The following is a 25,494-nucleotide window of genomic DNA, read 5'->3' as shown; positions in this document are numbered from 1 at the left end:
GTTGACGACGATCAGTTGACGATGGTCGCCTCGGTCGCGGCGCGCAATTCGTCTTCGGTGACGCCTTCGGCCAACTCAACAATCTTGAGACCGCCGTCGACCACGTCCAGAACGCCCAGGTTCGAGATGATCCGATTGACCACGCCCGTGCCGGTGAGCGGCAGGGTGCAGGATTTGAGCACTTTCGACTCGCCATGCTTGTTGGTGTGGTCCATGACCACGACCACTCGGCCCACGCCCGCCACGAGATCCATGGCACCGCCCATGCCCTTGACCAGCTTGCCTGGGATCATCCAGTTTGCGAGATCGCCATTCTCGGCCACTTCCATGGCTCCGAGGATCGCCATGGCGATCTTGCCCCCGCGGATCATGCCGAAACTCAGCGCGCTGTCGAAATAGCTGGTCTGCGGTACTTCGGTGATGGTCTGCTTGCCAGCGTTGATCAGGTCCGGGTCTTCGGTGCCTGCGACTGGAAACGGACCCATGCCCAGCATGCCGTTTTCCGATTGCAGGGTAACGGTCACGCCTTCGGGGATGAAATTGGGCACCAGTGTCGGAATGCCGATCCCGAGGTTCACATAGGTGCCATCCTCAAGCTCTCGCGCCGCGCGTGCGGCCATCTGATTGCGATCCCAAGCCATTATGCTGCCCTCACGGTACGTTGTTCGATGCGTTTCTCATGTGTGCCTTGTACGAGGCGATGCACATAGATGCCCGGCAGGTGGATGGTGTCGGGGTCCAATTCGCCGGGTTGGACGATTTCCTCGACCTCCATGATGCAGATCTTGCCGCACATCGCGGCCGGCGGGTTGAAGTTGCGGGCGGTCTTGCGAAAGATCGCGTTGCCGGTGGTGTCGGCCTTCCACGCCTTGACGATCGAGAGGTCGGCAAAGATGCCCCGTTCGAGAATATAAGTCTCGCCGTTGAAGTCCTTGTGTTCCTTGCCCTCGGCCACCTGAGTGCCGACGCCGGTCTTGGTGTAAAAACCGGGGATGCCGCAGCCGCCAGCGCGCATACGCTCGGCCAAGGTGCCCTGCGGGTTGAATTCAAGTTCCAGCTCGCCCGAGAGATACTGGCGCATGAATTCGGCATTCTCGCCCACATAGGAGGACATCATTTTGCGCACTTGCCGGGTCTGCAGCAGGATGCCGATGCCAAAATCATCGACGCCTGCATTGTTGCTGGCAAAGGTCAGATCCTTGACGCCAGAGTCGCGGATGGCTGCCAAGAGCAATTCGGGAATGCCACAGAGCCCAAAGCCGCCCGCCGCGATCAGCATGCCATCCCGCAAGATCCCGTCAAGCGCCTCGGCGGCAGAGCCGTAAACCTTTTTCATTTGAAACTCCTCCAGACAGTTGTCGGCCCCGGTATGGGGCGCATTGTGGGCACGAGTCAACGCACCCCTCTCTGCAACTACGCGGATTAAGGATTACTACGTAGACCCAGCTCTGTGTGGCGTGGGACTATTCGCCTGCGGCGGCCCGTTTGGCCGGGGCCTTTGCGCTGCTGGTTTTTTTCGCAGGAGCCTTTTTTGCCGGTGCCTTTTTCGTGGCCGGTTTCTTGGCGGCTGCGGTTTTGGCGGCAGGTTTCTTGGCGGCGGTCTTGCGCCCCTTACCGGGTTTGGAGGCCTTGGCGGCAATGGCCTCGACGGCCATCTCCATCGTCACATCCTCCGGCTCGGTGCCTTTGGGCAGGGTCGCGTTGACCTTGTCCCATTTGATATAGGGACCATAGCGCCCCTCAAGGATCTGGATCGGGCCGCCATGTTCGGGGTGGTCGCCCATTTCGCGCAGCGCCTTGGCCGCAGCACGTCCGCGCCCACCGGGATTGGCGCGTTTGGCGGCCAAGAGTTCAACGGCGCGGTTCATGCCGATTTCGAACACATCATTCGGGTCTTTGAGATTGGCGTAGACCGGTTTGGCCTCTTCCGGCGATTGATGCATGAGATAGGGGCCAAAGCGCCCGAAATTGGCGGAAATCATGCCGCCTTCGGGGTGTTGGCCCACCTCGCGCGGCAGGCTGAGCAGGGTGAGCGCCTTTTCCAGCGTCATCGCCTCGGCGCTCCAGCCTTTGGGCAGGCTGGCGCGGTCGGGTTTCTTGTTCTCTTCCGTCGCCTCGCCACGCTGCACATAGGGGCCAAAGCGGCCCGAGCGCAGCGAAATCTCAATGCCGTTCTCATCTTCGCCCAGAATCCGGTCGCCTTTTTCCCCGGCATCCCCGCCGATGGGACGGGTGTAACGGCATTCAGGGTAATTGCCACAGCCGACAAAGCCGCCCGAGCGCGAGGTTTTGAGATGCAACTGACCGGTGCCGCAGAGCGGGCACTGACGCGGGTCGCTGCCATCCTCGCGCGGGGGATAGAGTGTGGGGGCAAGGGCCGCGTCGAGCACAGTGAGCACTTCGGTGATGCGCAGCTCTGACGTTTCGGCAATCGCGGCGGAGAAATCGCGCCAGAACCGCGCCAGAATTTCCTTGTAATCCGCCTCGCCCGCGCTGACGCGGTCGAGATCCTCTTCGAGATTGGCGGTGAATTCGTAGCCCACGTATTTGCGGAAGAAATTGATCAGAAAGACCGTGACAATGCGGCCCTTATCCTCGGGGAAGAGGCGGTTCTGTTCCTTGCGCACATATTCGCGGTCCTGAATCGTGGTCAGAACGCTGGCATAGGTCGAGGGGCGGCCGATGCCCAATTCTTCCATCTTCTTGACCAGCGTCGCCTCGGTGTAGCGGGGTGGCGGTTGGGTGAAATGCTGAAGGCCAAGGATGGCTTCGTTGGGAGAGAGCACCGCGGCGGTCGACTCGGCCCCGTCGCTTGCCTTGGCAAACTCAGCCCGGAGCGAGGATTTGGCAAAGGCTGCGGGTTCGCCCTGCATGATCTGCGGCAGGCGGCGATCATCCTCGTCGCCGCTGACATCATCGCGGCCTTCTTCGTAGACCTTGAGAAAGCCCTCAAAGAGCATCACCTGACCGGTGGCACGCAGTCCGACCTGTCCATCGTTGCTGCCGATCTCGACAGTGGTGCGCTCCATCCGTGCCGCCTCCATCTGACAGGCGAGGGTGCGCTTCCAGATGAGATCGTAGAGTTTGCGCTGATCCGCGTCAGAGGTTTTGATATGACCTGCGTCGCGGGTCATCTCTGTGGGGCGGATACATTCATGCGCCTCTTGGGCGTTCTTGGCCTTGTTCTTGTACATGCGCGGCGATTTTGGCAGGTATTCGGGGCCAAAGCGGTCCTTGATCGCGTCGCGCGCGGCCATCACGGCCTCGGGCGCCATGTCGATGCCGTCGGTCCGCATATAGGTGATGTATCCGGCCTCGTAGAGCCGTTGCGCGGCAGACATGCATTGCTTGGCACCCATGCCGAATTTGCGGCTGGCCTCTTGTTGCAAGGTCGAGGTCATGAAGGGGGCAGAGGGGTTGCGGCTGGCCGGTTTCGCCTCGACCGAGGTGACGGTGAGCGTGCGGGAGGTGATGGCTTGCACCGCCAATTCGGCCTGCGTGGCGTTCTCCAGATCGAATTTGTCGAGCTTCTTGCCCGCGAGCGAGACAAGCCGCGCCTCATAATCCTGTCCGCGTGGCGTGGTCAGCACGGCCTTGACGGACCAGTATTCGCGGGCGGTAAAGGCCTCGATCTCCATCTCGCGTTCGACGATGAGGCGCAGGCAGACCGACTGCACGCGCCCAGCCGAGCGCGCGCCGGGCAGTTTGCGCCAGAGCACCGGGCTTAGGTTGAAGCCGACGAGGTAATCCAGCGCGCGGCGGGCCAGATAGGCCTCGACCAGTGGCGCATCGACCTGACGGGGATTTTTCATCGCCTCGGTGACGGCGGATTTGGTGATCGCGTTGAACACCACGCGGCTGACGGGGGTGTCCTTGGTGATCGCCTTGCGCTTGCGCAGGGTTTCTTCAAGATGCCAGCTGATGGCCTCTCCTTCGCGGTCGGGGTCAGTGGCGAGGATCAGCGCGTTGTCGTCCTTAAGCGCATCGGCGATGGCCTTGACATGTTTTCGGCTGTCGACGCCGATTTCCCATGTCATCTCAAATCCGTGCTCTGTGTCGACAGAGCCATCTTTGGCAGGCAGGTCGCGGACGTGGCCATAGCTTGCCAGAACCGTGTATCCGTCGCCCAAATACTTGTTGATTGTCTTGGCTTTGGCGGGCGATTCTACAACGACAACGGGCATGGGCACTCCTTCCGACTCTGGTCGAGGCTTATGGCGGGGCACCATGTGGGCTGGCAAGGGGAATTGTCAATCTAGCCGTAAGGGTTGCAAAACCGCGACTTTATGACCCCGAACGGGGCTTTGCGGATCACGGGCGCTCAGAACCCTATCGACGATTCTCACCGTGCGAGCGCCAAGAGACCGCCCGGATGCCGGGTGATACGCCCGTCAAGTTCAAGGTCAAGCAGCGCCGGGGCAACTTTGTGCGCGGGAGTGGAGAGATCGCGGATCAGCTGATCCTCGGCCAAGGGAGAGGGTCCGAGACGGTTGAGGATCTGCGCGTGCAGGCTCGCCGTTTCGCGCAGGCTGCGCGGGGGGACAGGTGCGGCGTCGAGGGGCATCTCGGTCTGAGGGGCGGGAGCCGGTTTGAGGAGGGGGATCTGAGGCAGGGCGTCGATCACATCCTCTGCGTTGCGCACCAGAATGGCCCCGTCGCGGATGAGCATGTTGCAGCCACTGGCGCGGGCGTCAATCGGGTGGCCGGGCACGGCCATCACATCGCGCCCCTGATCGAGGGCGGTGCGCGCGGTGATCAGAGATCCGGATTTAGCGGCGGCCTCTACCACGACCACAGCCTGCGCCAAACCGCTGACCAGCCGGTTGCGGCTGGGGAAATGCCGGGCCTGCGGGATGAGGCCGATGGGCTGTTCCGAGAGGCGCAGGCCATTGGCGAGGATGTCGCTGGCCAATTTCGAGTTCTCCGCCGGATAGATCACATCGACCCCGCCCGCCATGATCGCGACAGTGCCACCGGTGAGACTGCCCAGATGGGCGGCGGTGTCGATGCCACGCGCTAGGCCCGAGACAATGAGATAGCCACGGGCCGAGAGGTCAGCCGCGAGGGATTTAGCCATGCGGGTGCCAAGTGACGAGGCATTGCGCGCTCCCACCAGGGCGATCATGGGACGCGCGAGCAGCGCGGCATCGCCCATGATCCACAGAAGCGGCGGCGCATCCTGTATCTCTTGCAATCGGCTGGGAAATTCCGGATCTGAAGCGCAGATCAGGCGGGCCCCCGCGGCGCGCCCCGAGCGCAATTCCGCCTCGGCCGCACCGATGGGGCAGGGTGTGTAATCCGCAACACCCGCCGCGCGCGCCACCTCTGGCAGGGCCGCAAGCGCCGCTTGCGCGCTGCCATGCGCGGCCATCAGGCGATGAAAGGTGGCCGGACCAACCCGGCGAGAGCGCAAGAGGCGAAGCCACGACACCCGATCATCTTCCGTGGTGGGTGGGAGTGGGGGGTGAGTGGAAGGATGGGTATCTTCGGGCATCCGTGACCTCGCCTGCTTGCAAGATCATGGATAACGGTGAGAGGGTTAACGTGCGGTAAACCGCAATCGAGTGAGTCGCAGATTTTTCAGAAATTTCTCACAATTAATTGATACTAAACATTAATTATTTTTGCTTTTGAGGTTTTGTACGGGCCGGTCACGCGTCGGTGGAGGTGTTGGCTGCGTGCCAAGCGAGGCCGGTCGTGAGCGGAGCGCGATGCGGGCCGCTGGATATGCGGCAATCCACGCACCGCTGACGGCGCGTGACCTGACGCCTGCGTCAATGGTCAGGACCCTGACCCCCCTCGTGCAGAGCAAACGAGCGTCACTTGAGCGATTGCGCGTAGGCCTCAAGCTGTGTTGCCACTGTTCCCCAGCCCTCATAGAAACCCATATCCTCGTGGCTCTGCCGCGCTTCGGATGACCGATGGCGCGCCGTGGCCGTGTATGTGGTTCCACCCTTTCCATCATCGGCAAACTCGACGATCGCCGTCATAAAGGGATCGGGTGCGGGCTTCCATCCTTCACTATAGGTGTCTGTGAACACCAATCGTTCGCCGTCGACCACGTCCAGAAAAACGCCCACGTTCTCCATCCGGTGGCCGTCGACATTCATTGTCGTGTTGAATTTGCCTCCAACCCTCAGGTCGATCTCGCATGCCTCGATAACATGCGGTCTTGGCACAAAGAAATTCTTGATATGCTCCGGCGTTGTCCAGCACTCCCAAAGCAGGGCCCGTGGTGCGTTGATCGTGCGCGTGAATGTCAGGTCGGTCTTGGGATCGAGGGTCATGTCTCTTTCTCCTGCATGAGAGTCGTGATGTAATCGTCAAAGCGGTCGAGACGCCCTTCCCAGATCGCACTCTGTGCGCTCAGCCAATTTTGGGCTGGTGTGAATGCCTCCGGGGACAGCGCACAGATCCGTGTCCGCCCTTTTTTCCTTGAGGTGATAAGATTGGCCGCTTCGAGTTTTTTCAGGTGTTCCATGACAGACGGCAGCGCCATATCATGCCCTGCAGCCAACGCGCTGACGGAGGCCTCGCCCCGTGCTAGACGCTGAAGGATCATGCGTCGCGTTGGATCGCCAAGCGCCGAAAAGCAGAGATCAAGGCTGGGTTCATACTTAGACATGTTCCTAAGTAACATCATGGGTGAGGGCCGTCAATAAAACTTAGCCATAAACCTAAGTATCAGGTGCGTTGCCAAACATCGACCGCACCGCGCCACATGATGTCCGACACATCCTCGGAGCCCTCGACCGAGCGGCCTTTGGGGCGCTGTTTCTCACGCAAATGGGCGCGCGGGCGCATTTTCAAACCTCTGATTACAAGTGATTTTTATGCTCACTTTATGAGTTCTGCGTGAACTTCACATGGCGGCTTTATGCCCATCCGGCGCAGATATCAGAAACGAAATGGTATCTGGAGGATTGAGACATGGGCTTCGATCTCGTGCTCGGTGGCATCATTGCCGCAGCGCTTCTCGTTTATCTGCTGGCTGTGCTCTTGCGGCCCGAACGGTTCTGAGGGCGCAGCATGGCCCTTCACCACAACACGTCGATCTTTTCATCCGGCCTTGTCGGTCCGGCGATGCGCGAGAGCGTCGTCAAGCTCGATCCGCGCCAGTTGATCCGCAACCCGGTGATGTTCACCACAGCCGTTGTCGCCCTGTTGGCGACGATACTGCTGATCCGCACGCTGGCCTTTGGTGGCGATGCGGGTTTCGAGGCACAGATCGTCTTCTGGCTCTGGCTGACGGTGCTCTTCGGCACCTTCGCCGAGGCGCTGGCAGAAGGGCGCGGCAAGGCGCAGGCGGCCTCATTGCGGTCGACCAAGGCGGAACTGAAAGGCAAGCGCCTCAAGGGCGACATCCAAAAGCGCGTATCAGCCAGCGATCTGCGCGCCGGTGACATCGTGCTGGTTGAGACCGGCGATCAGATCCCGGCGGACGGCGAGGTCATCGAGGGCGTCGCGTGGGTCAACGAGGCGGCGATCACCGGGGAATCCGCGCCGGTGATCCGCGAGGCGGGTGGCGACCGGTCTGCGGTCACGGCGGGCACGCGCGTGATCTCGGACTGGATCAAGGTCAAGGTGACGGCAGAGCCGGGCGAGGGATTCCTCGACCGGATGATCAGCCTTGTCGAAGGCGCGAGCCGCGCCAAGACACCGAACGAGGTCGCGCTGACGGTGCTGCTCACGGGGCTTACGCTGATCTTTCTCATTGCGGTCGGCACGCTGCCTGCCTTTGCCGCCTATGCGGGGGGCGCCATCCCGGTGCCGGTCCTTGTGGCGCTTTTCGTGGCGCTGATCCCCACGACAATCTCTGCGTTGCTGTCGGCGATCGGTATCGCGGGCATGGACCGGCTGATCCGCTTTAACGTCTTGGCCAAGTCTGGCCGCGCGGTCGAGGCGGCGGGCGACATTGACACGCTGCTGCTCGACAAGACCGGGACGATCACGCTGGGTGATCGGCAGGCGACCGAGTTTTTGCCACTGTCGGGCGTGCAGGAGGGCGACCTGATCGAGGCGGCGCGGCTGTCGTCGCTGGGGGATGAAACCCCCGAGGGCCGGTCGATCATCGAACTGGCGGGCAAGGGTGAGGCGGCCCCCAACGCTGCCGAAAGGGTGAGCTTCTCGGCACAGACACGGGTCAGCGGGATCGATATTGGCGAGCGCAAGATCCGCAAAGGCGCGGTGGACGCGATCCTGAACCTACATGACTTTGACCAAAGCGCTGTCACGCAGATGCGCAGCCTAACCGAACGGATCGCACGGGCGGGCGGCACGCCGCTGGCCGTGGCCGATGGCAACCGCCTGCTGGGGGCGATCAACCTGTCGGATATCGTCAAGGCAGGCATCAAGGAGCGCTTTGCCGAATTGCGCCGCATGGGCATCCGCACGGTGATGATCACCGGGGACAATCCGCTGACGGCGGCGGCCATCGCGGCCGAGTCCGGGGTTGATGACTTTCTGGCCGAGGCAACGCCCGAGGACAAGCTGGAGCTGATCCGCAAGGAACAGGCCGAGGGCAAGCTGGTCGCCATGTGCGGGGACGGCACCAACGACGCGCCGGCGCTTGCGCAGGCCGATGTGGGTGTTGCGATGAACACCGGCACGCAGGCCGCGCGCGAGGCCGGCAACATGGTCGATCTCGACAACAACCCGACAAAGCTGATCGAGGTGGTGGGCATCGGCAAGCAGCTTTTGATGACGCGCGGCGCGCTGACCACCTTTTCGATCTCGAATGACGTGGCCAAGTATTTCGCCATCCTTCCGGCGATTTTCGTGGTGCTTTATCCGGGTCTGGATGCGCTCAACGTCATGGGGCTTGCCAGCCCGCAAAGCGCGATCCTGTCGGCGATCATCTTCAACGCCGTCATCATCCCGTTGTTGGTGCCGCTGGCGCTGCGCGGCGTGACCTATCGACCGCAGAGCGCGGCCCGGCAACTTATCCGCAATCTTGGCCTCTACGGGCTTGGCGGCCTGATCGCGCCCTTTGTCGGGATCAAGCTGATCGATATGGTCGTGTCCGGCCTCGGCCTCTCGTGACGGAGGACGCAGATGATCTTTCTCACCTATGCAATCGGGATTCTGATTTTTGCCGCCCTGATCGGCATCGTGACCCGGCTTTTCAAGGAGTGACCCCATGGACCATGTGCGTGTCATAGGGCTTGTCATTGGTGGCACGGCGCTGCTGTCGTTGCCGCTGGGTGCCTGGATGAAACTGGCAATGGATCCCGCCTCTGGCGGGGCCACGCGCTGGACCACTCTCTTTGCCCGGATCGGCGGGACCTGCGAGGAGCAGGGCTGGAAACGCTATCTCGTGGCGATGCTGATCTTCAATGCGATCATGTTTACGGTGACCTTCGCGATCCTCGCGCTGCAACACTGGCTGCCGCTGAACCCCGATGGCAAGGGCAGTCTCGATCCGACGCTGGTGTTCAACACGGCGGCTTCCTTTACCACCAACACCAACCTGCAGCATTATTCGGGCGAGGTCTCGATGAGCTATCTGAGCCAGCTTGCCGGACTGATGTGGCTGCAATTCGTATCGGCGGCGACCGGCATCGCGGCGCTGGCCGCGTTGGCCCGTGGCATTGCGGGCCGCGCGACGCTTGGCAACTTTCTGGTCGACGTGCAGCGCGCGAGCTTTCTTGTGCTGCTGCCCGTGGCGCTGGTCGTGGCGGTGCTGATGGTGCTGATGGGCGTGCCGATGACTTTGCAGGGCTCGGCGGTGATCACCACGCTCGAAGGGGTGACACAGACCATCGCGCGTGGCCCGGTCGCGGCGTTTTTGACGATCAAGCAACTGGGCACCAATGGCGGCGGCTTCTTTGGGCCCAACGCCACGCATCCGCTGGAAAACCCGAGTTTCTGGACCAACGGGCTGGCGATGATCGCCATCATGCTGATCCCGATGGCCTGTGTCTGGATGTTCGGCGGGATTCTGGGCCGGAGGAAACACGCGGCTGTCATCTTTGCGGTGATGACGCTGTTCATCCTGGTCAAGATCACTGGCTCGGTCAGCTTTGAGACTGCGCCAACCCCGGCCTTTGCCGACTTGCCCGTCGCCGCGGATGTCGGCAACCTTGAAGGCAAGGAACTACGCTTTGGGGCCACGGGCGGGCCGCTCTGGGCGGTGCTGACCACGTCCACCTCGAACGGGTCAGTCGGTGCGATGCATGACAGCCTCAATCCGCTGACCGGGCTGATGCCGATGGCGGGCATGTGGCTCAACGCGACCTTTGGCGGCGTCGGCGTGGGCATGATCAACATGTTCCTCTACATCGTCGTCGCGGTCTTTGTCGCGGGGATGATGGTGGGGCGCACGCCGGAATATCTCGGTCACAGGATTGAGGCCAAGGAGGTGCGGCTCGCCGTTCTGGCACTCTTCGCGCACGCCGTCCTGATCCTCGGCGGCACGGCGCTCTTTGCCGCAACGTCGCTGGGCCAATCCACGGTGCAGGAGACGGGCGCGCACGGTTTCTCGGAGATCCTCTACGAGTTCACCTCGGCGGCGGCCAATAACGGCTCTGGCTTTGAGGGGTTGGGGGATGGCACCTGGGCCTGGAACATCGCCACGGGCGTCGTGATGCTGCTCGGGCGGTTCCTGCCCATCATCCTGACGCTCGCCATTGTTGGCAGCCTGATGACCAAGCGCCGCGCGGCGGAAAGTGTGGGCACGCTCGGGGTCGAGGATGCGACCTTCGGCATCATGCTGGGGATCACCATTGTGATCTTTGGCGCACTCACCTTTCTTCCGGCGGCGGCGCTTGGGCCGATTGCCGAACATTTCGCGCGGCCCTGAGCCGCGTCAAAGGAGACAGACCAATGAACGACATCATTTCAGGCCTTCGTGTCACAGCAGCGACCATGGCGATCTGCGTCGCAGGCTATACCGCCGTGATCCTCGGCTTTGCGCAAGTCGTCACACCGGCCACCGCCAACGGCTCGCTTATCCTGGGCGACGACGGCACCGCGCGGGGCAGCCGCCTGATCGCGCAGGGCTTCACCGCGCCGGGCTATGTCTGGCCGCGACCCTCTGCGGTGGCGTATGACGCGGCCGGCGCGGGCGGATCGAACCTGTCGCCTGCCAATCCGCTCTTGGCAGAGCGTGCGAGGGCGCTGATCGCGGCCTATGGCGGAAATACCACCCCGATCCCAGCCGATCTGGTGACGGCCTCGGGTGCGGGGCTTGATCCGCATATTTCGCGTGCGGGCGCGCTTTTTCAGGCGCCCCGCGTCGCGGCGGCGCGTGATGTGGCACCGGCTGCTGTCCGGGCGATCATCGACCGGCTGGCAGAACGGCCAGGTGGGGCATTCACGCCAGACCGCATCGTCAATGTGCTGGAGCTGAACATCGCGCTCGATGCTGAACTGGCACGTTCGTCCGACACGGAGTAAAACGGCCCCATGACAGATGACGCTCGCCCCTCGCCCGATGCCCTGCTGCGCGAAGCACAACGCGAGGGGCGTGGCACGCTCAAGATCTTTCTTGGCGCCGCCCCCGGCGTCGGGAAAACCTACGAAATGCTCCTTGAAGGGGCGGAAAAAATCGAGGCTGGTGCCGATGTCGTCATCGGCCTGGTCGAGACCCATGGCCGCGACGAGACCGAGGCGCTGGTTGCCCCGTTGCCGGTCATTCCCCGCAGAAAGATCGACTACAAGGGCCAGACCCTGACAGAGATGGACCTCGATGCGGTGCTGGAGCGGCGACCCAAGATTGTTCTCGTTGACGAACTGGCCCACACCAATGCGCCGGGAAGCCGACACCCCAAGCGGTGGCAGGATATCGAAGAGTTGCGCGCTGCGGGCATCGACGTGATGACCACGGTGAACATCCAGCATGTCGAAAGCCTCAATGACGTGGTTGGCAGCTTTACCCATGTCCGGGTCCGCGAAACCGTGCCGGACAAGGTGTTCGAGGAGGCTGAAATCGAGCTGATCGACCTGCCGCCAGAGGATCTCATATCGCGTCTGGGCGATGGCAAGGTCTATGTGCCCGACCAGGCGCGCCACGCGCTCGATCACTTCTTTTCCAAGGGCAACCTGCTCGCGTTGCGCGAACTCGCGCTGCGCCATGCCGCGCAATATGTCGAAGCGCGCATTCAGGAACACAAGAGCGTCACCGGCAAGGATATCGGCTATGCCGGCGGACAGCGCATCCTTGTCGCGATCTCTCAGGAGGCAGGGGGCGAGCAGGTGATCCGCGCCGCAAAGCGTCTCGCTGATGCACTCAAGGCACCGCTCATCGCGCTCTATGTCGAGACACCGTCGGCGGAGCGGTTCGGTGACGCCGAGAAAACACAACTGGCTGGAAATCTGTCGCTGGCGGCGTCGCTCGGGGCCACGTTGCAATCGGTGCCTGCAACCTCTGTTCAGGATGCCATTCTGGCGCATTGCAGGGACGTGAGCGCCACGCAGCTTGTCTTGGGGAAATCGCGTCGACAGGGTGGTTGGTGGAGACGGCGCGATCCGATCGTTCAGGATATCCTCGACCGGACAACCGGCGTCGCCATCCACGTCATCCCCTTTGACGAGCAGGTGCGCGGGCGAGACTGGCGGAATTTTGTGCCGCGCGGAAGCTGGACCGGAGATGCCGTGGCCATCGGATCGGTCGCTGCGTTGACGCTGGCCGCCTTTCTGGCGCAGGGCTGGATCAGTCGCGGTCCGATTGACCTTCTCTATCTGTTGCCGGTGATCGTCAGCGCCAGTCTTTACGGATTTCGCGCCGGTCTGATCGCCGCGATTGCTGCCGGGATCGCCTATAACTTCTTCTTCCTTCCACCGTTCTACACCGTCATCATCTACGGACCTGCGAATATCATCACGGCTGTCTTGCTCGTGGTCGTCGCGATCATCACCGGGCAGCTTGCGGCACGCGCCCGCGCTGCCGCCGCTCTTGCCATGCGCAGCGCTCGTGAGAATGCGGGCCTTGCCCGGTTCGCCACACGGCTCGGGGCCGCAAGCAATACGCAAGAGACAGCGCAGCTCATCCGCGATGAATTGCGATCCTTGCTGGCGGTGCAGACCATCGTGCTGCACCCCTCCGCCGACGGCGTGACGATATCGGCTTTTGGTCAGACAAAGCCACAGCTGAGCCCGGTGGACCGCGCTGCGGCGGAATGGGTGATGGATCATGGCGAGGAGGCTGGCATCGGCACCAATACCCTCACCGCCAGCGCGTGGCAGTTCCGCCCGCTCAAGACCTCGCTCGGGACCCTGGCGGTCCTTGGGTTTCGTGGGCCACATGGCCGTGATCCCATCCCGACCGAGCGTGCGGCGCTGGCCGAAAGCCTGATTGATCAGGCCGCTCTTGCCCATGAGCGCCTGAAGCTGGAGGCCGACATGCGCGATATGGAGGTGGTCCGTCAGCGCGACAACCTGCGCGCGGCCTTGCTCGCCTCGCTCAGCCATGACCTGCGCACTCCGCTCACCGCCGTGACGGCAGCGGCCGAGGCGCTTTCGGCAACAGGCGATGAGGCCGAATTGGTCGAGACGGTGCGCAGCGAGGCGCGCAGGCTGAATCGCTTTCTGTCGGACCTGCTGGACCTGACCCGGATCGAGGAAGGCGCGGTCACGCCTGATCTTGTGCCCACGGATCTGACCGATGTGATCGCCTCTGCGCTGGGCGACCTGAGCAAAAGCCTGACTGGGCGAAAGGTGCTGACCTCGATCGACCCGAACCTGCCACTGGTGCGGGCCGACGCGGTTCTCCTCAACCATGCCTTGCTCAATCTGGTCGACAACGCGGCCAAGTATTCGCCGCAGGACGCACCGATCGAGATCATCGCGCGGATGGGCCGGCGCGGGCCGGTGATCGACGTGCTCGACAGCGGGCCCGGCATTCCACAGGGCAGCGAACAGCGGATCTTTGACCGCTTTGCGCGCGGCGAGACATCGGATCGCACCGGCGGCTCGGGGCTGGGCCTTGCCATCGTCAAGGGGTTCGCCGCAGCGATGGGCTTTACCGTCGAAGCGGCGCGGCGTCAGGGGGGCGGATCGCGCTTCACGATCCGCATCCCGTCGACCGCAATCATACAGGTTTCACTGGAGGATATCGCATGACCGGGCCAGTCCTGATCGTCGATGATGAAATGCCAATCCGGCGTCTTCTGCGCGTCGCGCTGGAGCGCAGCGGCTATGCAACCGTCGAGGCCGAGTGTGCCAAGGCCGCGCTTGCTGCGCTCAGGACGCCCCTGCCTCAACTCGTTCTGCTTGATCTCGGTCTGCCTGACCGCGACGGGCTCGAGCTGATCGGCGCGTTCCGCGAACAAGGCGTGCCGATCATTGTATTGACCGCCCGTGATGCGTCGGTTGAGAAAGTCGCGGCTCTCGACCTTGGCGCGGATGACTATGTCACCAAACCGTTCGACAGCGAGGAATTGCTGGCGCGCATCCGGTCCTGCCTGCGTCGGACGGATCAAACGATGGGCCGCCTGCGCAAATTGACCGTCGGGCCGGTGCAGGTCGATCTCGACGCACATGCCGTGTCTAAGGCGGGCATCGAGGTAAAGTTGACCCCCAAGGAGTTCACGCTTCTGGCGGCGCTTGCCAGCCATCCCGGCAAGGTTCTCACCCATACCCATCTGCTGCGAGAGGTCTGGGGGCAGGCGCATACCGACCACGTCGAATATCTCCGGGTCACGGTGCGGTCGTTGCGAAAGAAGCTTGAGCAGGATCCGTCAAGCCCGGTTCTCATCCAGAACGAGCCCGGTGTCGGGTATCGGTTCCATGATCCCGGCGGTGCTGTGCCTGCACCCACGTAAAGCCGCCGCACGACGTCTCTGACCGTCCAATGACTGCTCCGCGTTTGGCAAGGTGCCGTCACGATCAGGCAGTTTCAGGCCCAGACCGGTCGGCATGCAGATATAGCAACGCCAGCAGTCGGTGACCAAAGGGTCTTTTATCCTGAAAGATCCACCGCAGGTTTTTCAACTGTAGCGGCAGTGAAGCGATGCGGGATGGTCAATTCAGCCTGTGGGACTGCAATGGTGGTCTTATCTGCTTTCAAACACGCACCAGACGCAGTAGGCATCCCAATCTTTGAAGATTTGGGACACGTCATGGCGCAGAATGCCACCATCTATAAAGTTGAGTTATCGGTCTCTGACATGGATCGTCACTATTATGAGACCCATAAACTGACCATTGCCAAGCATCCCTCGGAGACCGAGGAGCGGCTTATGGTGCGCATCGTTGCGTTTGCGCTGAATGCCCATGAGCATTTGGAAATGACCAAGGGCCTATCAACGGATGACGAGCCGGACATATGGCAGAAAAGCCTCAGCGGCGAGCTCGATGTGTGGGTGGCCCTTGGGCTTCCCAGCGAAAAGGTGATGCGTCAATCCTGTAGCAAAGCCGCCAAGGTGATTGTCTATCCCTATGGCGGCAGGACAGCCGAGATGTGGTGGGACAAGGTCAAGAACAGCACCACCCGTTTTGACAATCTTCAGGTGATAAGTTTTTCCGAGAAGGACACCGGCGACCTGGCAAAACTGGCAAGCCGCGCGATGAAGCTTCAGATCAATATTCAGGACGGCGATGTGATGGTCAGTGTTGGGGACAGTGTCGTTTATGTGACGCCGCTGAACTGGAAGACTGCGGCGTAAGTCACGGCCGCCCGGGCGCTACGTCGCCGAGCCGCCCACCGTCAGCCCGCCGATCAGCACCGTCGGCTGGCCGACGCCCACCGGCACCCATTGGCCCTGTTTACCGCAATTGCCCATGCCGGGATCAAGCGCCATGTCATTGCCCAAGCCGCGGATCTGCTGGAGCGCAGTTGCGCCATCGCCGATCAGGGTAGCGCCCTTGACCGGCGCACCCACCTTGCCGTCTTTGACGCGGTAGGCCTCGGTGCAGGAAAAGACGAATTTGCCGTTGGTGATATCGACCTGACCGCCGCCAAAGCCCACGGCATAGATGCCGTCCTTCAACTCGGCCACCAGATCATCCGGCGTGGCCTCCCCGCCCATCATATAGGTGTTGGTCATGCGCGGCATTGGGGCATGGGCATAGCTCTCGCGGCGTCCGTTGCCGGTGGGGGCGACACCCATCAGGCGGGCGTTCTGACGGTCCTGCATATAGCCCACCAGAATGCCATCCTCGATCAGCACATTGCGGCCTGAGGGCGTGCCTTCGTCGTCGATGGTGATCGAGCCGCGCCGGTCGGGGATGGTGCCGTCGTCGAGCACGGTGACACCGGGGGCGGCAATGCGCTGGCCCATGAGACCGGCAAAGGCGGAAGAGCCCTTGCGGTTGAAATCGCCCTCAAGCCCGTGACCGATGGCCTCGTGCAGCAAAATGCCGGGCCAGCCGGGGCCAAGCACCACATCCATCATGCCCGCAGGGGCCGGTTCGGCCCTGAGATTGACCAACGCCACGCGCAGCGCCTCGCGGGTCTTGGCCTGCCAGTCGGCGGGGTCAAGAAGACCGTCCAGCCCGACGCGCCCGCCTCCACCGGCGCTGCCATTCTCGCGGCGGCCATTCTGTTCGACAATCACCGACACATTGACGCGGGTCATGGGGCGCGTATCGCTGACCTCGGTGCCATCGGGGCGCAGGATCACCACCTCTTGCAGGGAGGCGGCGATCGAGGCTGTGACCTGCACGACGCGGGGGTCGAGATCGCGGGCAAAGGCATCCATCTCGCGCAGGGTGTCGAGCTTGACCGGAAAGCTGGCCCCGGCGATGGGGTCGGCATCGGTGTAGAGGCGGCGATTCGTGCGCAAGGGACCGTCGGCAAGCGTGCCGCCGCCCGCGCCCACCGCGAGCCGTGCCGTTTCCACCGCGCGCTTGAGGGCCGCGTCGGTCACCTCTGAGGAATGGGCATAGCCCGTGACCTCGCCACGCACCGCGCGCAGGCCAAAGCCCTCGGAGGCGTCATAGGAGGCTGTCTTGACCCGGCCATCGTCGAACATCAGCCCCTCGGCGCGGCGGCGTTCGAGAAAAAGCTCGCCATCGTCGGCGCCCTCGGTGGCATCGCGCAGGCGCGAAAGGGCGGTTGCGCGGTCGAGCAGGGTCTCGAAGGGACGAAAAGATGTGTCGGTCATTGGGTTCTTTCTCTGCGGCGCGGTCTCGGACGGGCCTAAATTTGATTTAAATCAAAAAAGCGTCCGTTTGCCGCAATGGTCTTTCTTGTCGTTTCAGGCAGAATATGGTTTTAGACGACACCGAGACAATGGGATTCCGCCCGGTGGCGGGGTGTCCCTCGCAAAAAGACATGAACCGCTTCAACCGATCAGGGTGTAAAATGCGACTAACTTCCAGCCTTACGGCGGCTCTGACCGCCTTCTTCACCCTTCCTGCCATGGCTCAAGAGGGCCTCGAGATCGTAGGGAAACCTGTGCAGGGCAAGATGGGCTTTCAGCCAGCGGCGACCGAGCTTGCGCGGGATTTGCAATGGCTGGACGGAACGATCAACGTCATCATCATCGCCATCGTGCTGTTCGTGACTGCGCTGCTCGCGATTGTTGCGGTGCGGTACAGTCGGCGGGCGAATGCGAATCCGGCGACCTTTACCCATAATTCGCCGGTCGAAATCGCTTGGACGATCATCCCGATTGTGATCCTTGTGTTCATCGGCGCGTTCTCGCTGCCGATCCTGTTCAAGCAGCAAGAGATCCCTGAGGGTGAGATCAACATCAAGGTCACGGGTTATCAGTGGTACTGGGGCTATGAATACACCGACCACGATTTCGCCTTTGACAGCTATATGATCGGCGCACCGGCGACGGGCGGCGAGAACCGGATGAGCCCCGAGGTCGAGGCGCAATTGGTCGAGGCCGGGTTCAGCAAGGATGAGTTTCTGCTGGCGACCGATACCTCTGTTGTCGTTCCGATTGGCAAGACCGTGGTCATGACCGTGACCGGGGCCGATGTGATCCACAGCTGGGCCATGCCCGCCTTTGGCGTGAAGCAGGATGCGGTGCCGGGACGTCTGGCGCAGCTCTGGTTCAAGGCCGAGAAGGAGGGCATCTATTTCGGTCAGTGTTCGGAACTCTGCGGTCAGGCGCATGCCTATATGCCAATCACCGTCAAAGTGGTGAGCGAAGAGGCCTATGCCGAGTGGCTGGATGGGGCAATCGAGGAATATGCCGGAACGCCGCGCAGCGTTGACGTGGCGCAGGCTGACTAAGACGAGAGCGGTGCGCGGTCCCCGCGCACCCTATCCAGCAAGTCCGGGGTGCGCAGATCCTGCGCATCGTGGCGGGAGACCGAAATGAGCGATGCGAGCCTGAATACAGCCAGCCCCGTAAGCCACACCCAAGAGGGTGAGGCAGGCTTTGGCGATTTCTTTGCCCTGCTCAAGCCGCGCGTGATGACGCTGGTGGTGTTCACAGCACTGGTGGGCCTCTTGGCCGCGCCGGTGGGGGTGCATCCTGTGATCGGTTTTGCCGCAATCCTGTTCATTGCCGTGGGCGGGGGCGCCTCGGGCGCGCTCAACATGTGGTGGGAATCCGATATTGATGCGCTGATGAAGCGGACGCAGAAGCGGCCCATTCCGGCGGGCAAGGTCACGCGGGACGAGGCCTTTGCCTTTGGCATCACGCTGGCGGTGATGTCGGTTGTGATGCTGTGGCTGGCCACGAATGCGCTGGCCGCAGGCATCCTTGCCTTTACGATTTTCTTCTACGTGGTGATCTACACCATCGGGCTCAAACGCTGGACGCCACAGAATATCGTGATTGGCGGCGCGGCGGGCGCGTTTCCTCCCATGATCGGCTGGGCGGCGGCGACGGGCACGGTAAGTCTTGAATCGGTGCTGATGTTTGCGCTGATTTTCATGTGGACACCGCCGCATTTCTGGGCGCTGGCGCTGTTTATGCGCGGCGATTACGACAAGGCGGGTGTTCCCATGCTGACCGTGACCCATGGGCGTCGCGCCACGCGGGTGCATATCCTCGTCTACACGGTGCTTTTGGCGGCGTTGGCGATTGGCGCTGCGTTCACAGGCATCGGCGGGCCGGTTTATCTGGCGGTTGCGGTGATCTTTAACGCGCTTTTCCTGCGGGACGCGATTGCGATCTGGCGGCGCGATGAGGATCAGGCGGAGGCGGATAATTACCGGGTTGAGAAGCGGGCGTTCCGGCTGTCGCTCTGGTATCTCTTTGCACATTTCACCGCCATTCTGGCCGAGGCGGCGCTGAGCGGTCTGGGCCTTGGGGGATGGACATGAGCTTTCGCGAGGAACATGAGCTGCACAAGCGCCGGTTTGGCCGCAATCTGGGCCTTGGTCTTGTGCTGGCAGGATTTGTGGCGCTGGTGTTCGGGATGACGATTGCCAAGGTCTCAAACGAAGATTTCGCGGTGCCCAAGATCGAACAGGGGGCGGACTGATGGCGTTGGACCCAAAGCTCAAGACGGTAACCCAAACCGTGGGTGTGGTTGTGCTGATGGGCGGCCTCGCTTGGGCCTCTGTGCCGTTCTATGACTGGTTTTGCCGTGTGACCGGCTTTGGCGGGGCCACGGGCGTATCGGAAGTGGCAAGCGACGATGTGCTGGAGCAGACCGTCAAGATCCGGTTCGACGCCAGCAAGGAACGCGGCATGCCGTGGGAGTTCAAGCCGATGGAGCGCCAGATGGAGCTGCGCATCGGCGAGACCGGGCTGGCGTTTTACGAGGCGTATAACCCGACCGACCGTGTCGTGGCCGGATCGGCCAGCTATAACGTGACACCTTACGAGGCGGGCGGCTTTTTCACCAAGATCGACTGTTTCTGTTTCGAGCAACAGGTGCTACAGCCGGGTGAGCGGGTGCAGATGCCCGTGACCTTTTACGTTGACCCCGAGATTGTCAGCGACCGTGAAGGACAGTATGTCCACACGATCACGCTGTCCTATACGTTTCACGAGATTGACCTGCCCGAGGAGCAAGCCGCTCTTGAGCAGGGGACCAACAATGATAAAAACCTGAACTGAGCCTTCGACGAGGGATAAGATAAAGATGGCACACGAAAAGAACCACGATTACCACATTCTGCCCCCCTCCGTCTGGCCGCTGCTGGGCGCGCTGGCGGGGTTCGTTATGCTCTTCGGGGCTGTCCTGTTTTTCCATGACCACGGGCCCTGGATGCTGCTTGCTGGCGTCGTCGGCGTGATCTACGTCATGTTCGGCTGGTGGTCCGATGTTGTGAACGAGGGTCAAACCGGCGATCACACGCCCGTCGTGCGGATCGGCCTGCGGTACGGCTTCATCATGTTCATCATGTCCGAGGTGATGTTTTTCGCCGCGTGGTTCTGGAGCTTTTTCAAGCATGCCATGTACCCGATGGGTGAAAACTCACCGATGGTCGATGGGGTCTGGCCGCCCGCCGGGATCGAGACCTTTGATCCCTGGCACCTGCCGCTGATCAACACGCTGATCCTGCTCTGCTCGGGCTGTGCCGCCACTTGGGCACACCATGCGCTGGTGCATGAGAACAACCGGCAGGACGTCAAGCGCGGCCTGATCATCGCGATTGCGCTGGGCGCGATCTTTACCGTGTTCCAGGCCTATGAATACAGCCACGCGGCCTTTGGCTTCTCCGGCAATATCTACGGTGCCAACTTCTTTATGGCGACCGGGTTCCACGGCGCGCATGTGGTGATCGGCACGATTTTCCTCTTTGTCTGCCTGCTTCGGGTGATGAAGGGGCATCTCACGCCCGAGCAGCATGTGGGCTTTGAGGCGGCTGCCTGGTACTGGCACTTTGTCGATGTGGTCTGGCTCTTCCTCTTTGCTGCGGTCTATATCTGGGGCAGCTAACCAGTGTTCTGAGCAAGATCAGTGCTCGGCCCGTCCGAGGATTTGAACCAAGAAGAAGATGCGGGGGGTTTCCTTTCCCCGCATTTTCCTTTTGAGAGTGAAACATGCGGAAAAGCATTCTGATCCCCCTGATCTTTGGCATCGCCGGTGTGGCGGTGCTGATTGGCTTGGGTAAATGGCAGGTCGAACGGCTGGCGCGGAAAGAGGCTATTCTGGCCGATATCGCGGCGCATATCAGCGCGCCGCCGGTGGCCTTGCCAGACGCGGTAGAGCCTGAGGCGGATCGCTATCTGCCGGTCGCGGTGACCGGTCAGATTGGCGACGCGGCGCTGCGGGTGCTGGTCAGCCAAAAGCAGATCGGTGCAGGATATCGGGTGATCTCCGCGCTCGATACAGACACGCGGCGGGTACTGTTGGACCGGGGGTTCATCAGGGTGAGCGCCGATATTCCGGCCCCGCCCGCAGGCGAGATCACCGTGACCGGCAATCTGCACTGGCCTGATGAGCGGCTGAGTTCAACGCCGGAAAATGATGTGCCGGGCAACATCTGGTTTGCCCGCGACATCGAGCAGATGGCGGAGGTGCTGGAGACCGAGCCGGTGCTGATCGTTGCGCGCGCCCTGTCGGTGCCAGAGGTGGGCGTGTCGCCCTTGCCGGTAGACACCAGCGGCATTCCGAACGATCACCTCAGTTACGCGATCACATGGTTTTCGCTGGCCGCCATATGGGCCGCGATGACCGGGGTTTTCATCTGGCGGCAGGTCAAGGGGGGCCGAGCGGCATGAATGAAAACTTAACGGATGGCGGGCGCGCGCTGGAGATCATCGAGATTCGACTGAATGAGATGATCATTATGGGCATGATGGCGTTTATCGTTTGCCTGCTCTCGCTTGGTGTGCCGATGGTCCGGCGGACACTTGATACCTCCGAGGTAGTCCTTTTTTGTTTCGGAACGGCACTGGGTGCCGCGTTCATCGCTGTAGCGATGCGAACGCGCTACATGGTCATCGATGACGATGCGTTGACATATTACCCGGCGGGGGCGTCGATCCTCTTCGCGGATGTCACGCAGATGCTGCCCCCAACCTTTGACAGTATCCAACGGCAGCGTGACATTCGGCTGGAAATGAAGCAAGCGAGCCTTCGGTGGTATCCGCTGCGCTATCACAGTCTTGGAAAAACTTTGCATATCGGCCTGTTTGGCGTGGACAAGGCGGCGCTCTATCGTGCGCTTGAAACGCGTCTTGGCAAGGCGAGCGAATAGAAGGGCAGGGGCATGAAATACATCTCGACACGGGGCCGCGCGCCCACGCTTAGTTTTGAAGAGGCGATGCTGACCGGGCTTGCGCGCGATGGCGGGCTTTACCTGCCCGAAAGCATTCCGCAGATGAGCCATGAGGACATCCGCGCGCTGGAAGGGGTGAGCTATGAGGAGGCCGCGTTCCGAGTGATGCGGCCCTTCATCGGCGATGCCTTTACCGACGACGAATTTCGCGGGATCATCGCGCGGGCCTATGAGGGGTTTGGCCATGCCGCGCGGGCACCCTTGAAGCAGTTGGCACCGGGGCATTTCCTCCTCGAGCTGTTCCACGGCCCGACGCTGGCGTTCAAGGATTTCGCCATGCAGCTCATCGGGCAGATGTTCGAGTTTTCGCTCAAACGTTCGGGCAATCGGGTGAGCATCGTGGGCGCGACAAGCGGCGATACCGGCTCTGCGGCGATCGAGGCGTTTCGCGGCTTGGATGCGGTGGATGTGTTCATCCTCTATCCGCATGGCCGCGTATCAGAGGTGCAGCGGCGGCAGATGACGACGCCGGCTGAGAGCAATGTGCATGCGCTGGCGATTGACGGGCATTTCGACGACGCACAGGCGCGCGTCAAGGATATGTTCAACGATTTCGAGTTCCGCGACGGGGTGCGTTTGGCAGGGGTCAACAGCATCAACTGGGCGCGGGTTCTGGCGCAGGTGGTGTATTATTTCACCTCTGCCGTGAGTCTCGGCGCGCCCGACCGCAAGGTGAGTTTCACCGTGCCCACGGGCAATTTTGGCGACGTCTTTGCGGGCTATATCGCCAAGCGGATGGGGCTGCCGATTGACCGGCTGGTGGTGGCGACCAATCAGAACGATATTCTGCACCGCTGTCTGAGCACCGGCGACTATCGGCCCGATGGGGTTGCCCCCTCGATCAGCCCCTCGATGGATATTCAGGTGAGTTCCAACTTTGAACGCGCGCTCTTTTATGCCTATGGGCAGGATGGCGGCGCTGTGGCGCAGGTGATGGACGAGTTGAAGGCGGGCGGATTCACCGTGAGCCAGGGCGCGCTGGAGGCGCTGCGCGAGACATTCGATAGCGGGCGTTGTGACGAGGACGAGACCCGCGCCGCGATCCGGCGGACTTGGGCGACGAGTGGCGAATTGCTCTGCCCGCATTCCGCCGTGGGCGTGCATGTGGCAGAGGCAGAGCGTCGCGCGGGCGTTCCGATGATCACGCTGGCCACCGCGCATCCCGCCAAGTTTCCGGCGGCGGTGGAGGACGCAAGCGGTATTCACCCCCCCTTGCCCGAGCGTATGGCGAACCTGTATGAGCGGGATGAGCGCGTGACGCGGGTCGCCAATGACCTCGACGCCATTGAAACATTGATCAAGGAACGGATTGCCCATTGAGTGTCCAACTGACCACCCTGCCCAACGGGTTTCGCATCGTCTCGGAGTATATGCCCGGCCTGCAATCGGCGGCGATTGGCGTCTGGGTGCTGGCAGGCGCGCGCCATGAAGAGGCCAGCCAGAACGGCATCGCGCATTTTCTGGAGCATATGGCCTTCAAAGGGACCAAGCGGCGCTCGGCCTTGCAGATTGCCGAGGCGATCGAGGATGTGGGCGGCTATATCAACGCCTATACCTCGCGCGAGGTCACGGCCTATTACGTGCGCGTGCTCAAGGAGGATGTGCCGCTCGCGCTCGATGTGGTGGCGGATATCCTGCGCAATCCGGTGTTCGACCCGCGCGAGATCGAGGTGGAGCGCGGCGTGATCCTGCAAGAGATCGGGCAGGCGGCGGATACGCCGGACGACATCATTTTCGACTGGCTACAGGAAAAGGCCTATCCCGATCACCCGCTGGGACGCACCATTCTAGGGGCGGAAGAGCGCGTGCGCGGCTTTGACCGCCCTGATCTGGAGCGGTTTGTGGATCAGTATTACCGGCCCGGTCAGATGGTTCTGTCGGCGGCGGGAGCGGTGGATCACGAGGCGCTGGTGCGTATGGCCGAAGGCATGTTTGGCGATATGATCCCAAGCGATGCGATTGAGCCGCCCGTCGCACGGTTCGCGGGCGGCGAGACGCGGCACGTCAAGGATCTGGAGCAGGCGCATTTCGCGCTGGCGTTCGAGAGCCCGGATTACGCGCATCCCGATATCTATACCGCGCAGATCTATGCCTCTGCCCTTGGTGGGTCGATGTCGTCGCGGTTGTTTCAGGAGATCCGCGAGCGGCGGGGCCTCTGCTATTCGATCTATGCGCAGGCCGGGGCCTATTCCGACACCGGGATGATGACGATCTACGCAGGCACTTCGGCCGAGCAACTGGGCGATCTGGCAGGGATCACGGTCGATGAGATGAAGCGTGCCGCCGACGACATGAGCGTGGCCGAAGTCGAGCGGGCGCGGGCACAGATGAAGGCCGGGTTGCTGATGGGGCTGGAGAGCCCGAGCAACCGCGCCGAACGTCTGGCGCGGATGCTGCAAATCTGGGGCCGGGTGCCGGACCTGCCCGAGGTGGTGGAACGGATCGACGCGGTGACGCTGGCGGATGTCAAGCGGCTGGCCGAGAGCACAGTGGCGCGTGCCCCCTCTGCTTTGGCGCTCTATGGCCCGGTCGAGCAGGCCCCGACACTGGCCGCGCTTGATGCGAGGCGCGCTGCCTGATGATGCTCTTGCCGCGCCGCAAGCTCAGGATCGAGACAGAGCGTCTAACCTTGCGGCAGCCGGTGATCGGTGATTTTCGCAACTGGAGCAGTTTGCGGGCAGACAGTGCGGATTTCCTCACCCCGTGGGAGCCGCTCTGGGCTTCGGATCATCTGGCGCGCAAGGGGTTTTCCAATCGGGTCTGGTGGGCGCAACGCTCGATTGCCAGCGGCAGTGCAATGCCGCTCTTTTTGATCCGACGCGAGGATCAGGCGCTTTTGGGAGCAATCACTCTGGACAATATCCGGCGCGGACCGGCGCAGGCGGGCACGCTGGGTTATTGGATCGGACAGCCCTTTGCGCGGCAGGGCTATATGCAGGAGGCCATCGCAGGGGTGGTGCATCATGCCTTTGATCGGCTGGATCTGAGCCGGATCGAGGCGGCCTGTCTGCCGGAAAACCAAGCGTCGCGGGCGCTGCTGGAAAAATGCGGGTTCAAGTACGAGGGCGTCGCGCAAAGCTATTTGCAGATCAACGGGCGTTGGCGGACGCATGTGCTCTATGCCGCGTTGCGTGCGGATCGGCGGGGGCGGACAGATGTGGGGTGATTTGACCTTGAGCGGGCGTTGGCCCCAATCATCAAAGCGCGGAATCAAGGTGCCATAGGCACCGCCGCGCGGCGCCCGACCGCCCCCCGGGCGGGTGCCTTTGCAACGTATCAACATACGTATAACGCGGGAGTGTTTTGCTGGCATAAAGTGCCATCCTTCACCGCTTCAGCACCCTCCCGCGGACGGGCACCGCGCGGCTCATCGCACAGGTCCATCCGTCCCCTTCAGGCCAATAGCGGCT

At 62.1% G+C, this 25,494-nt stretch carries 24 protein-coding genes; 17 read left to right on the top strand and 7 right to left on the bottom strand.

Annotated features, from left to right (window positions below; all coding sequences use genetic code 11):
• Positions 1-11 precede the first annotated feature (11 nt).
• The 6 genes from ROS217_RS00955 to ROS217_RS00930 all read right to left on the bottom strand — a co-directional run bounded on the left by ROS217_RS00955 (position 12) and on the right by ROS217_RS00930 (position 6,625).
• On the bottom strand, positions 12-641 hold the full coding sequence (locus ROS217_RS00955; RefSeq protein ID WP_009815758.1) for a 3-oxoacid CoA-transferase subunit B: 630 nt from the start codon (positions 639-641) through the stop codon (positions 12-14).
• On the bottom strand, positions 641-1,336 hold the full coding sequence (locus ROS217_RS00950) for a CoA transferase subunit A (RefSeq protein ID WP_009815757.1): 696 nt from the start codon (positions 1,334-1,336) through the stop codon (positions 641-643). The genes ROS217_RS00955 and ROS217_RS00950 overlap by 1 nt, the downstream gene beginning before the upstream one ends.
• Before the next feature lie 127 nt (positions 1,337-1,463).
• Positions 1,464-4,184 (bottom strand): type I DNA topoisomerase, encoded by a 2,721-nt coding sequence (topA, locus tag ROS217_RS00945; RefSeq protein ID WP_009815756.1) that lies wholly within the window; start codon positions 4,182-4,184, stop codon positions 1,464-1,466.
• Between the two features lie 158 nt (positions 4,185-4,342).
• Positions 4,343-5,494 (bottom strand): DNA-processing protein DprA, encoded by a 1,152-nt coding sequence (gene dprA, locus ROS217_RS00940; protein WP_083781485.1) that lies wholly within the window; start codon positions 5,492-5,494, stop codon positions 4,343-4,345.
• Positions 5,495-5,819: 325 nt separating this feature from the next.
• A complete protein-coding gene (locus ROS217_RS00935; protein WP_009815754.1) occupies positions 5,820-6,287 on the bottom strand; it encodes an SRPBCC family protein in 468 nt (155 codons plus the stop codon).
• Positions 6,284-6,625 carry an ArsR/SmtB family transcription factor gene (locus ROS217_RS00930; RefSeq protein ID WP_009815753.1) on the bottom strand — a complete coding sequence of 114 codons (342 nt, stop codon included), beginning with the start codon at positions 6,623-6,625 and terminating at the stop codon, positions 6,284-6,286. The genes ROS217_RS00935 and ROS217_RS00930 overlap by 4 nt, the downstream gene beginning before the upstream one ends.
• 305 nt (positions 6,626-6,930) lie before the next feature.
• Between ROS217_RS00930 and kdpF the strand changes: the two genes are divergently transcribed.
• From kdpF to ROS217_RS00895, 7 genes are all read left to right on the top strand, one after another.
• Positions 6,931-7,020, top strand: a complete 90-nt coding sequence (kdpF, locus tag ROS217_RS23300) for a K(+)-transporting ATPase subunit F (protein WP_009815751.1) — start codon at positions 6,931-6,933, stop codon at positions 7,018-7,020.
• A gap of 9 nt (positions 7,021-7,029) precedes the next feature.
• Positions 7,030-9,042, top strand: a complete 2,013-nt coding sequence (gene kdpB / locus ROS217_RS00925) for a potassium-transporting ATPase subunit KdpB (protein ID WP_009815750.1) — start codon at positions 7,030-7,032, stop codon at positions 9,040-9,042.
• A 97-nt stretch (positions 9,043-9,139) separates the two neighbouring features.
• A complete protein-coding gene (gene kdpA, locus ROS217_RS00915; protein WP_009815748.1) occupies positions 9,140-10,801 on the top strand; it encodes a potassium-transporting ATPase subunit KdpA in 1,662 nt (553 codons plus the stop codon).
• A 23-nt stretch (positions 10,802-10,824) separates the two neighbouring features.
• Complete coding sequence (locus tag ROS217_RS00910) at positions 10,825-11,397, top strand: potassium-transporting ATPase subunit C (RefSeq protein ID WP_009815747.1); 573 nt, start codon at positions 10,825-10,827, stop codon at positions 11,395-11,397.
• A 9-nt stretch (positions 11,398-11,406) separates the two neighbouring features.
• On the top strand, positions 11,407-14,061 hold the full coding sequence (locus ROS217_RS00905; RefSeq protein ID WP_009815746.1) for a sensor histidine kinase: 2,655 nt from the start codon (positions 11,407-11,409) through the stop codon (positions 14,059-14,061).
• Positions 14,058-14,762, top strand: a complete 705-nt coding sequence (locus ROS217_RS00900; RefSeq protein ID WP_009815745.1) for a response regulator — start codon at positions 14,058-14,060, stop codon at positions 14,760-14,762. Before ROS217_RS00905 ends, ROS217_RS00900 begins: the two co-directional genes overlap by 4 nt.
• A 297-nt stretch (positions 14,763-15,059) precedes the next feature.
• The gene (locus ROS217_RS00895; protein WP_009815744.1) at positions 15,060-15,605 is read left to right on the top strand and encodes a YaeQ family protein; all 546 of its coding nucleotides are present in this window, start codon (positions 15,060-15,062) and stop codon (positions 15,603-15,605) included.
• An 18-nt stretch (positions 15,606-15,623) separates the two neighbouring features.
• Here the strand turns inward: ROS217_RS00895 and tldD are convergent, their stop codons facing one another.
• On the bottom strand, positions 15,624-17,045 hold the full coding sequence (gene tldD, locus ROS217_RS00890; protein WP_009815743.1) for a metalloprotease TldD: 1,422 nt from the start codon (positions 17,043-17,045) through the stop codon (positions 15,624-15,626).
• Between the two features lie 200 nt (positions 17,046-17,245).
• Between tldD and coxB the strand changes: the two genes are divergently transcribed.
• The 10 genes from coxB to ROS217_RS00840 all read left to right on the top strand — a co-directional run bounded on the left by coxB (position 17,246) and on the right by ROS217_RS00840 (position 25,250).
• On the top strand, positions 17,246-18,130 hold the full coding sequence (coxB, locus tag ROS217_RS00885) for a cytochrome c oxidase subunit II (RefSeq protein WP_040650270.1): 885 nt from the start codon (positions 17,246-17,248) through the stop codon (positions 18,128-18,130).
• An 84-nt stretch (positions 18,131-18,214) separates the two neighbouring features.
• Positions 18,215-19,171, top strand: a complete 957-nt coding sequence (cyoE, locus tag ROS217_RS00880) for a heme o synthase (protein WP_009815741.1) — start codon at positions 18,215-18,217, stop codon at positions 19,169-19,171.
• Entirely contained in the window at positions 19,168-19,332 is a 165-nt protein-coding gene (locus ROS217_RS24255) for a hypothetical protein (RefSeq protein WP_040650841.1), read from the top strand. The genes cyoE and ROS217_RS24255 overlap by 4 nt, the downstream gene beginning before the upstream one ends.
• The gene (locus tag ROS217_RS00870) at positions 19,332-19,913 is read left to right on the top strand and encodes a cytochrome c oxidase assembly protein (RefSeq protein ID WP_009815739.1); all 582 of its coding nucleotides are present in this window, start codon (positions 19,332-19,334) and stop codon (positions 19,911-19,913) included. Before ROS217_RS24255 ends, ROS217_RS00870 begins: the two co-directional genes overlap by 1 nt.
• 25 nt (positions 19,914-19,938) lie before the next feature.
• On the top strand, positions 19,939-20,739 hold the full coding sequence (locus tag ROS217_RS00865; RefSeq protein WP_009815738.1) for a cytochrome c oxidase subunit 3: 801 nt from the start codon (positions 19,939-19,941) through the stop codon (positions 20,737-20,739).
• A gap of 104 nt (positions 20,740-20,843) precedes the next feature.
• Positions 20,844-21,524: an SURF1 family protein gene (locus tag ROS217_RS00860; RefSeq protein WP_009815737.1), complete on the top strand. Its 681-nt coding sequence runs from the start codon at positions 20,844-20,846 to the stop codon at positions 21,522-21,524.
• Positions 21,521-22,003 carry a hypothetical protein gene (locus ROS217_RS00855; RefSeq protein WP_009815736.1) on the top strand — a complete coding sequence of 161 codons (483 nt, stop codon included), beginning with the start codon at positions 21,521-21,523 and terminating at the stop codon, positions 22,001-22,003. Before ROS217_RS00860 ends, ROS217_RS00855 begins: the two co-directional genes overlap by 4 nt.
• Before the next feature lie 12 nt (positions 22,004-22,015).
• Positions 22,016-23,404 carry a threonine synthase gene (gene thrC / locus ROS217_RS00850; protein WP_009815735.1) on the top strand — a complete coding sequence of 463 codons (1,389 nt, stop codon included), beginning with the start codon at positions 22,016-22,018 and terminating at the stop codon, positions 23,402-23,404.
• A complete protein-coding gene (locus ROS217_RS00845; protein WP_009815734.1) occupies positions 23,401-24,663 on the top strand; it encodes a M16 family metallopeptidase in 1,263 nt (420 codons plus the stop codon). Before thrC ends, ROS217_RS00845 begins: the two co-directional genes overlap by 4 nt.
• A gap of 2 nt (positions 24,664-24,665) precedes the next feature.
• Positions 24,666-25,250, top strand: a complete 585-nt coding sequence (locus ROS217_RS00840; protein WP_198134906.1) for a GNAT family N-acetyltransferase — start codon at positions 24,666-24,668, stop codon at positions 25,248-25,250.
• Positions 25,251-25,494 lie beyond the last annotated feature (244 nt).

The organism is Roseovarius sp. 217 (genome assembly GCF_000152845.1).
Taxonomy (GTDB): Bacteria; Pseudomonadota; Alphaproteobacteria; order Rhodobacterales; family Rhodobacteraceae; genus Roseovarius.
Note: the sequence above shows the minus strand (reverse complement) of the source record. Positions and strands in the feature narration are given on the sequence as shown.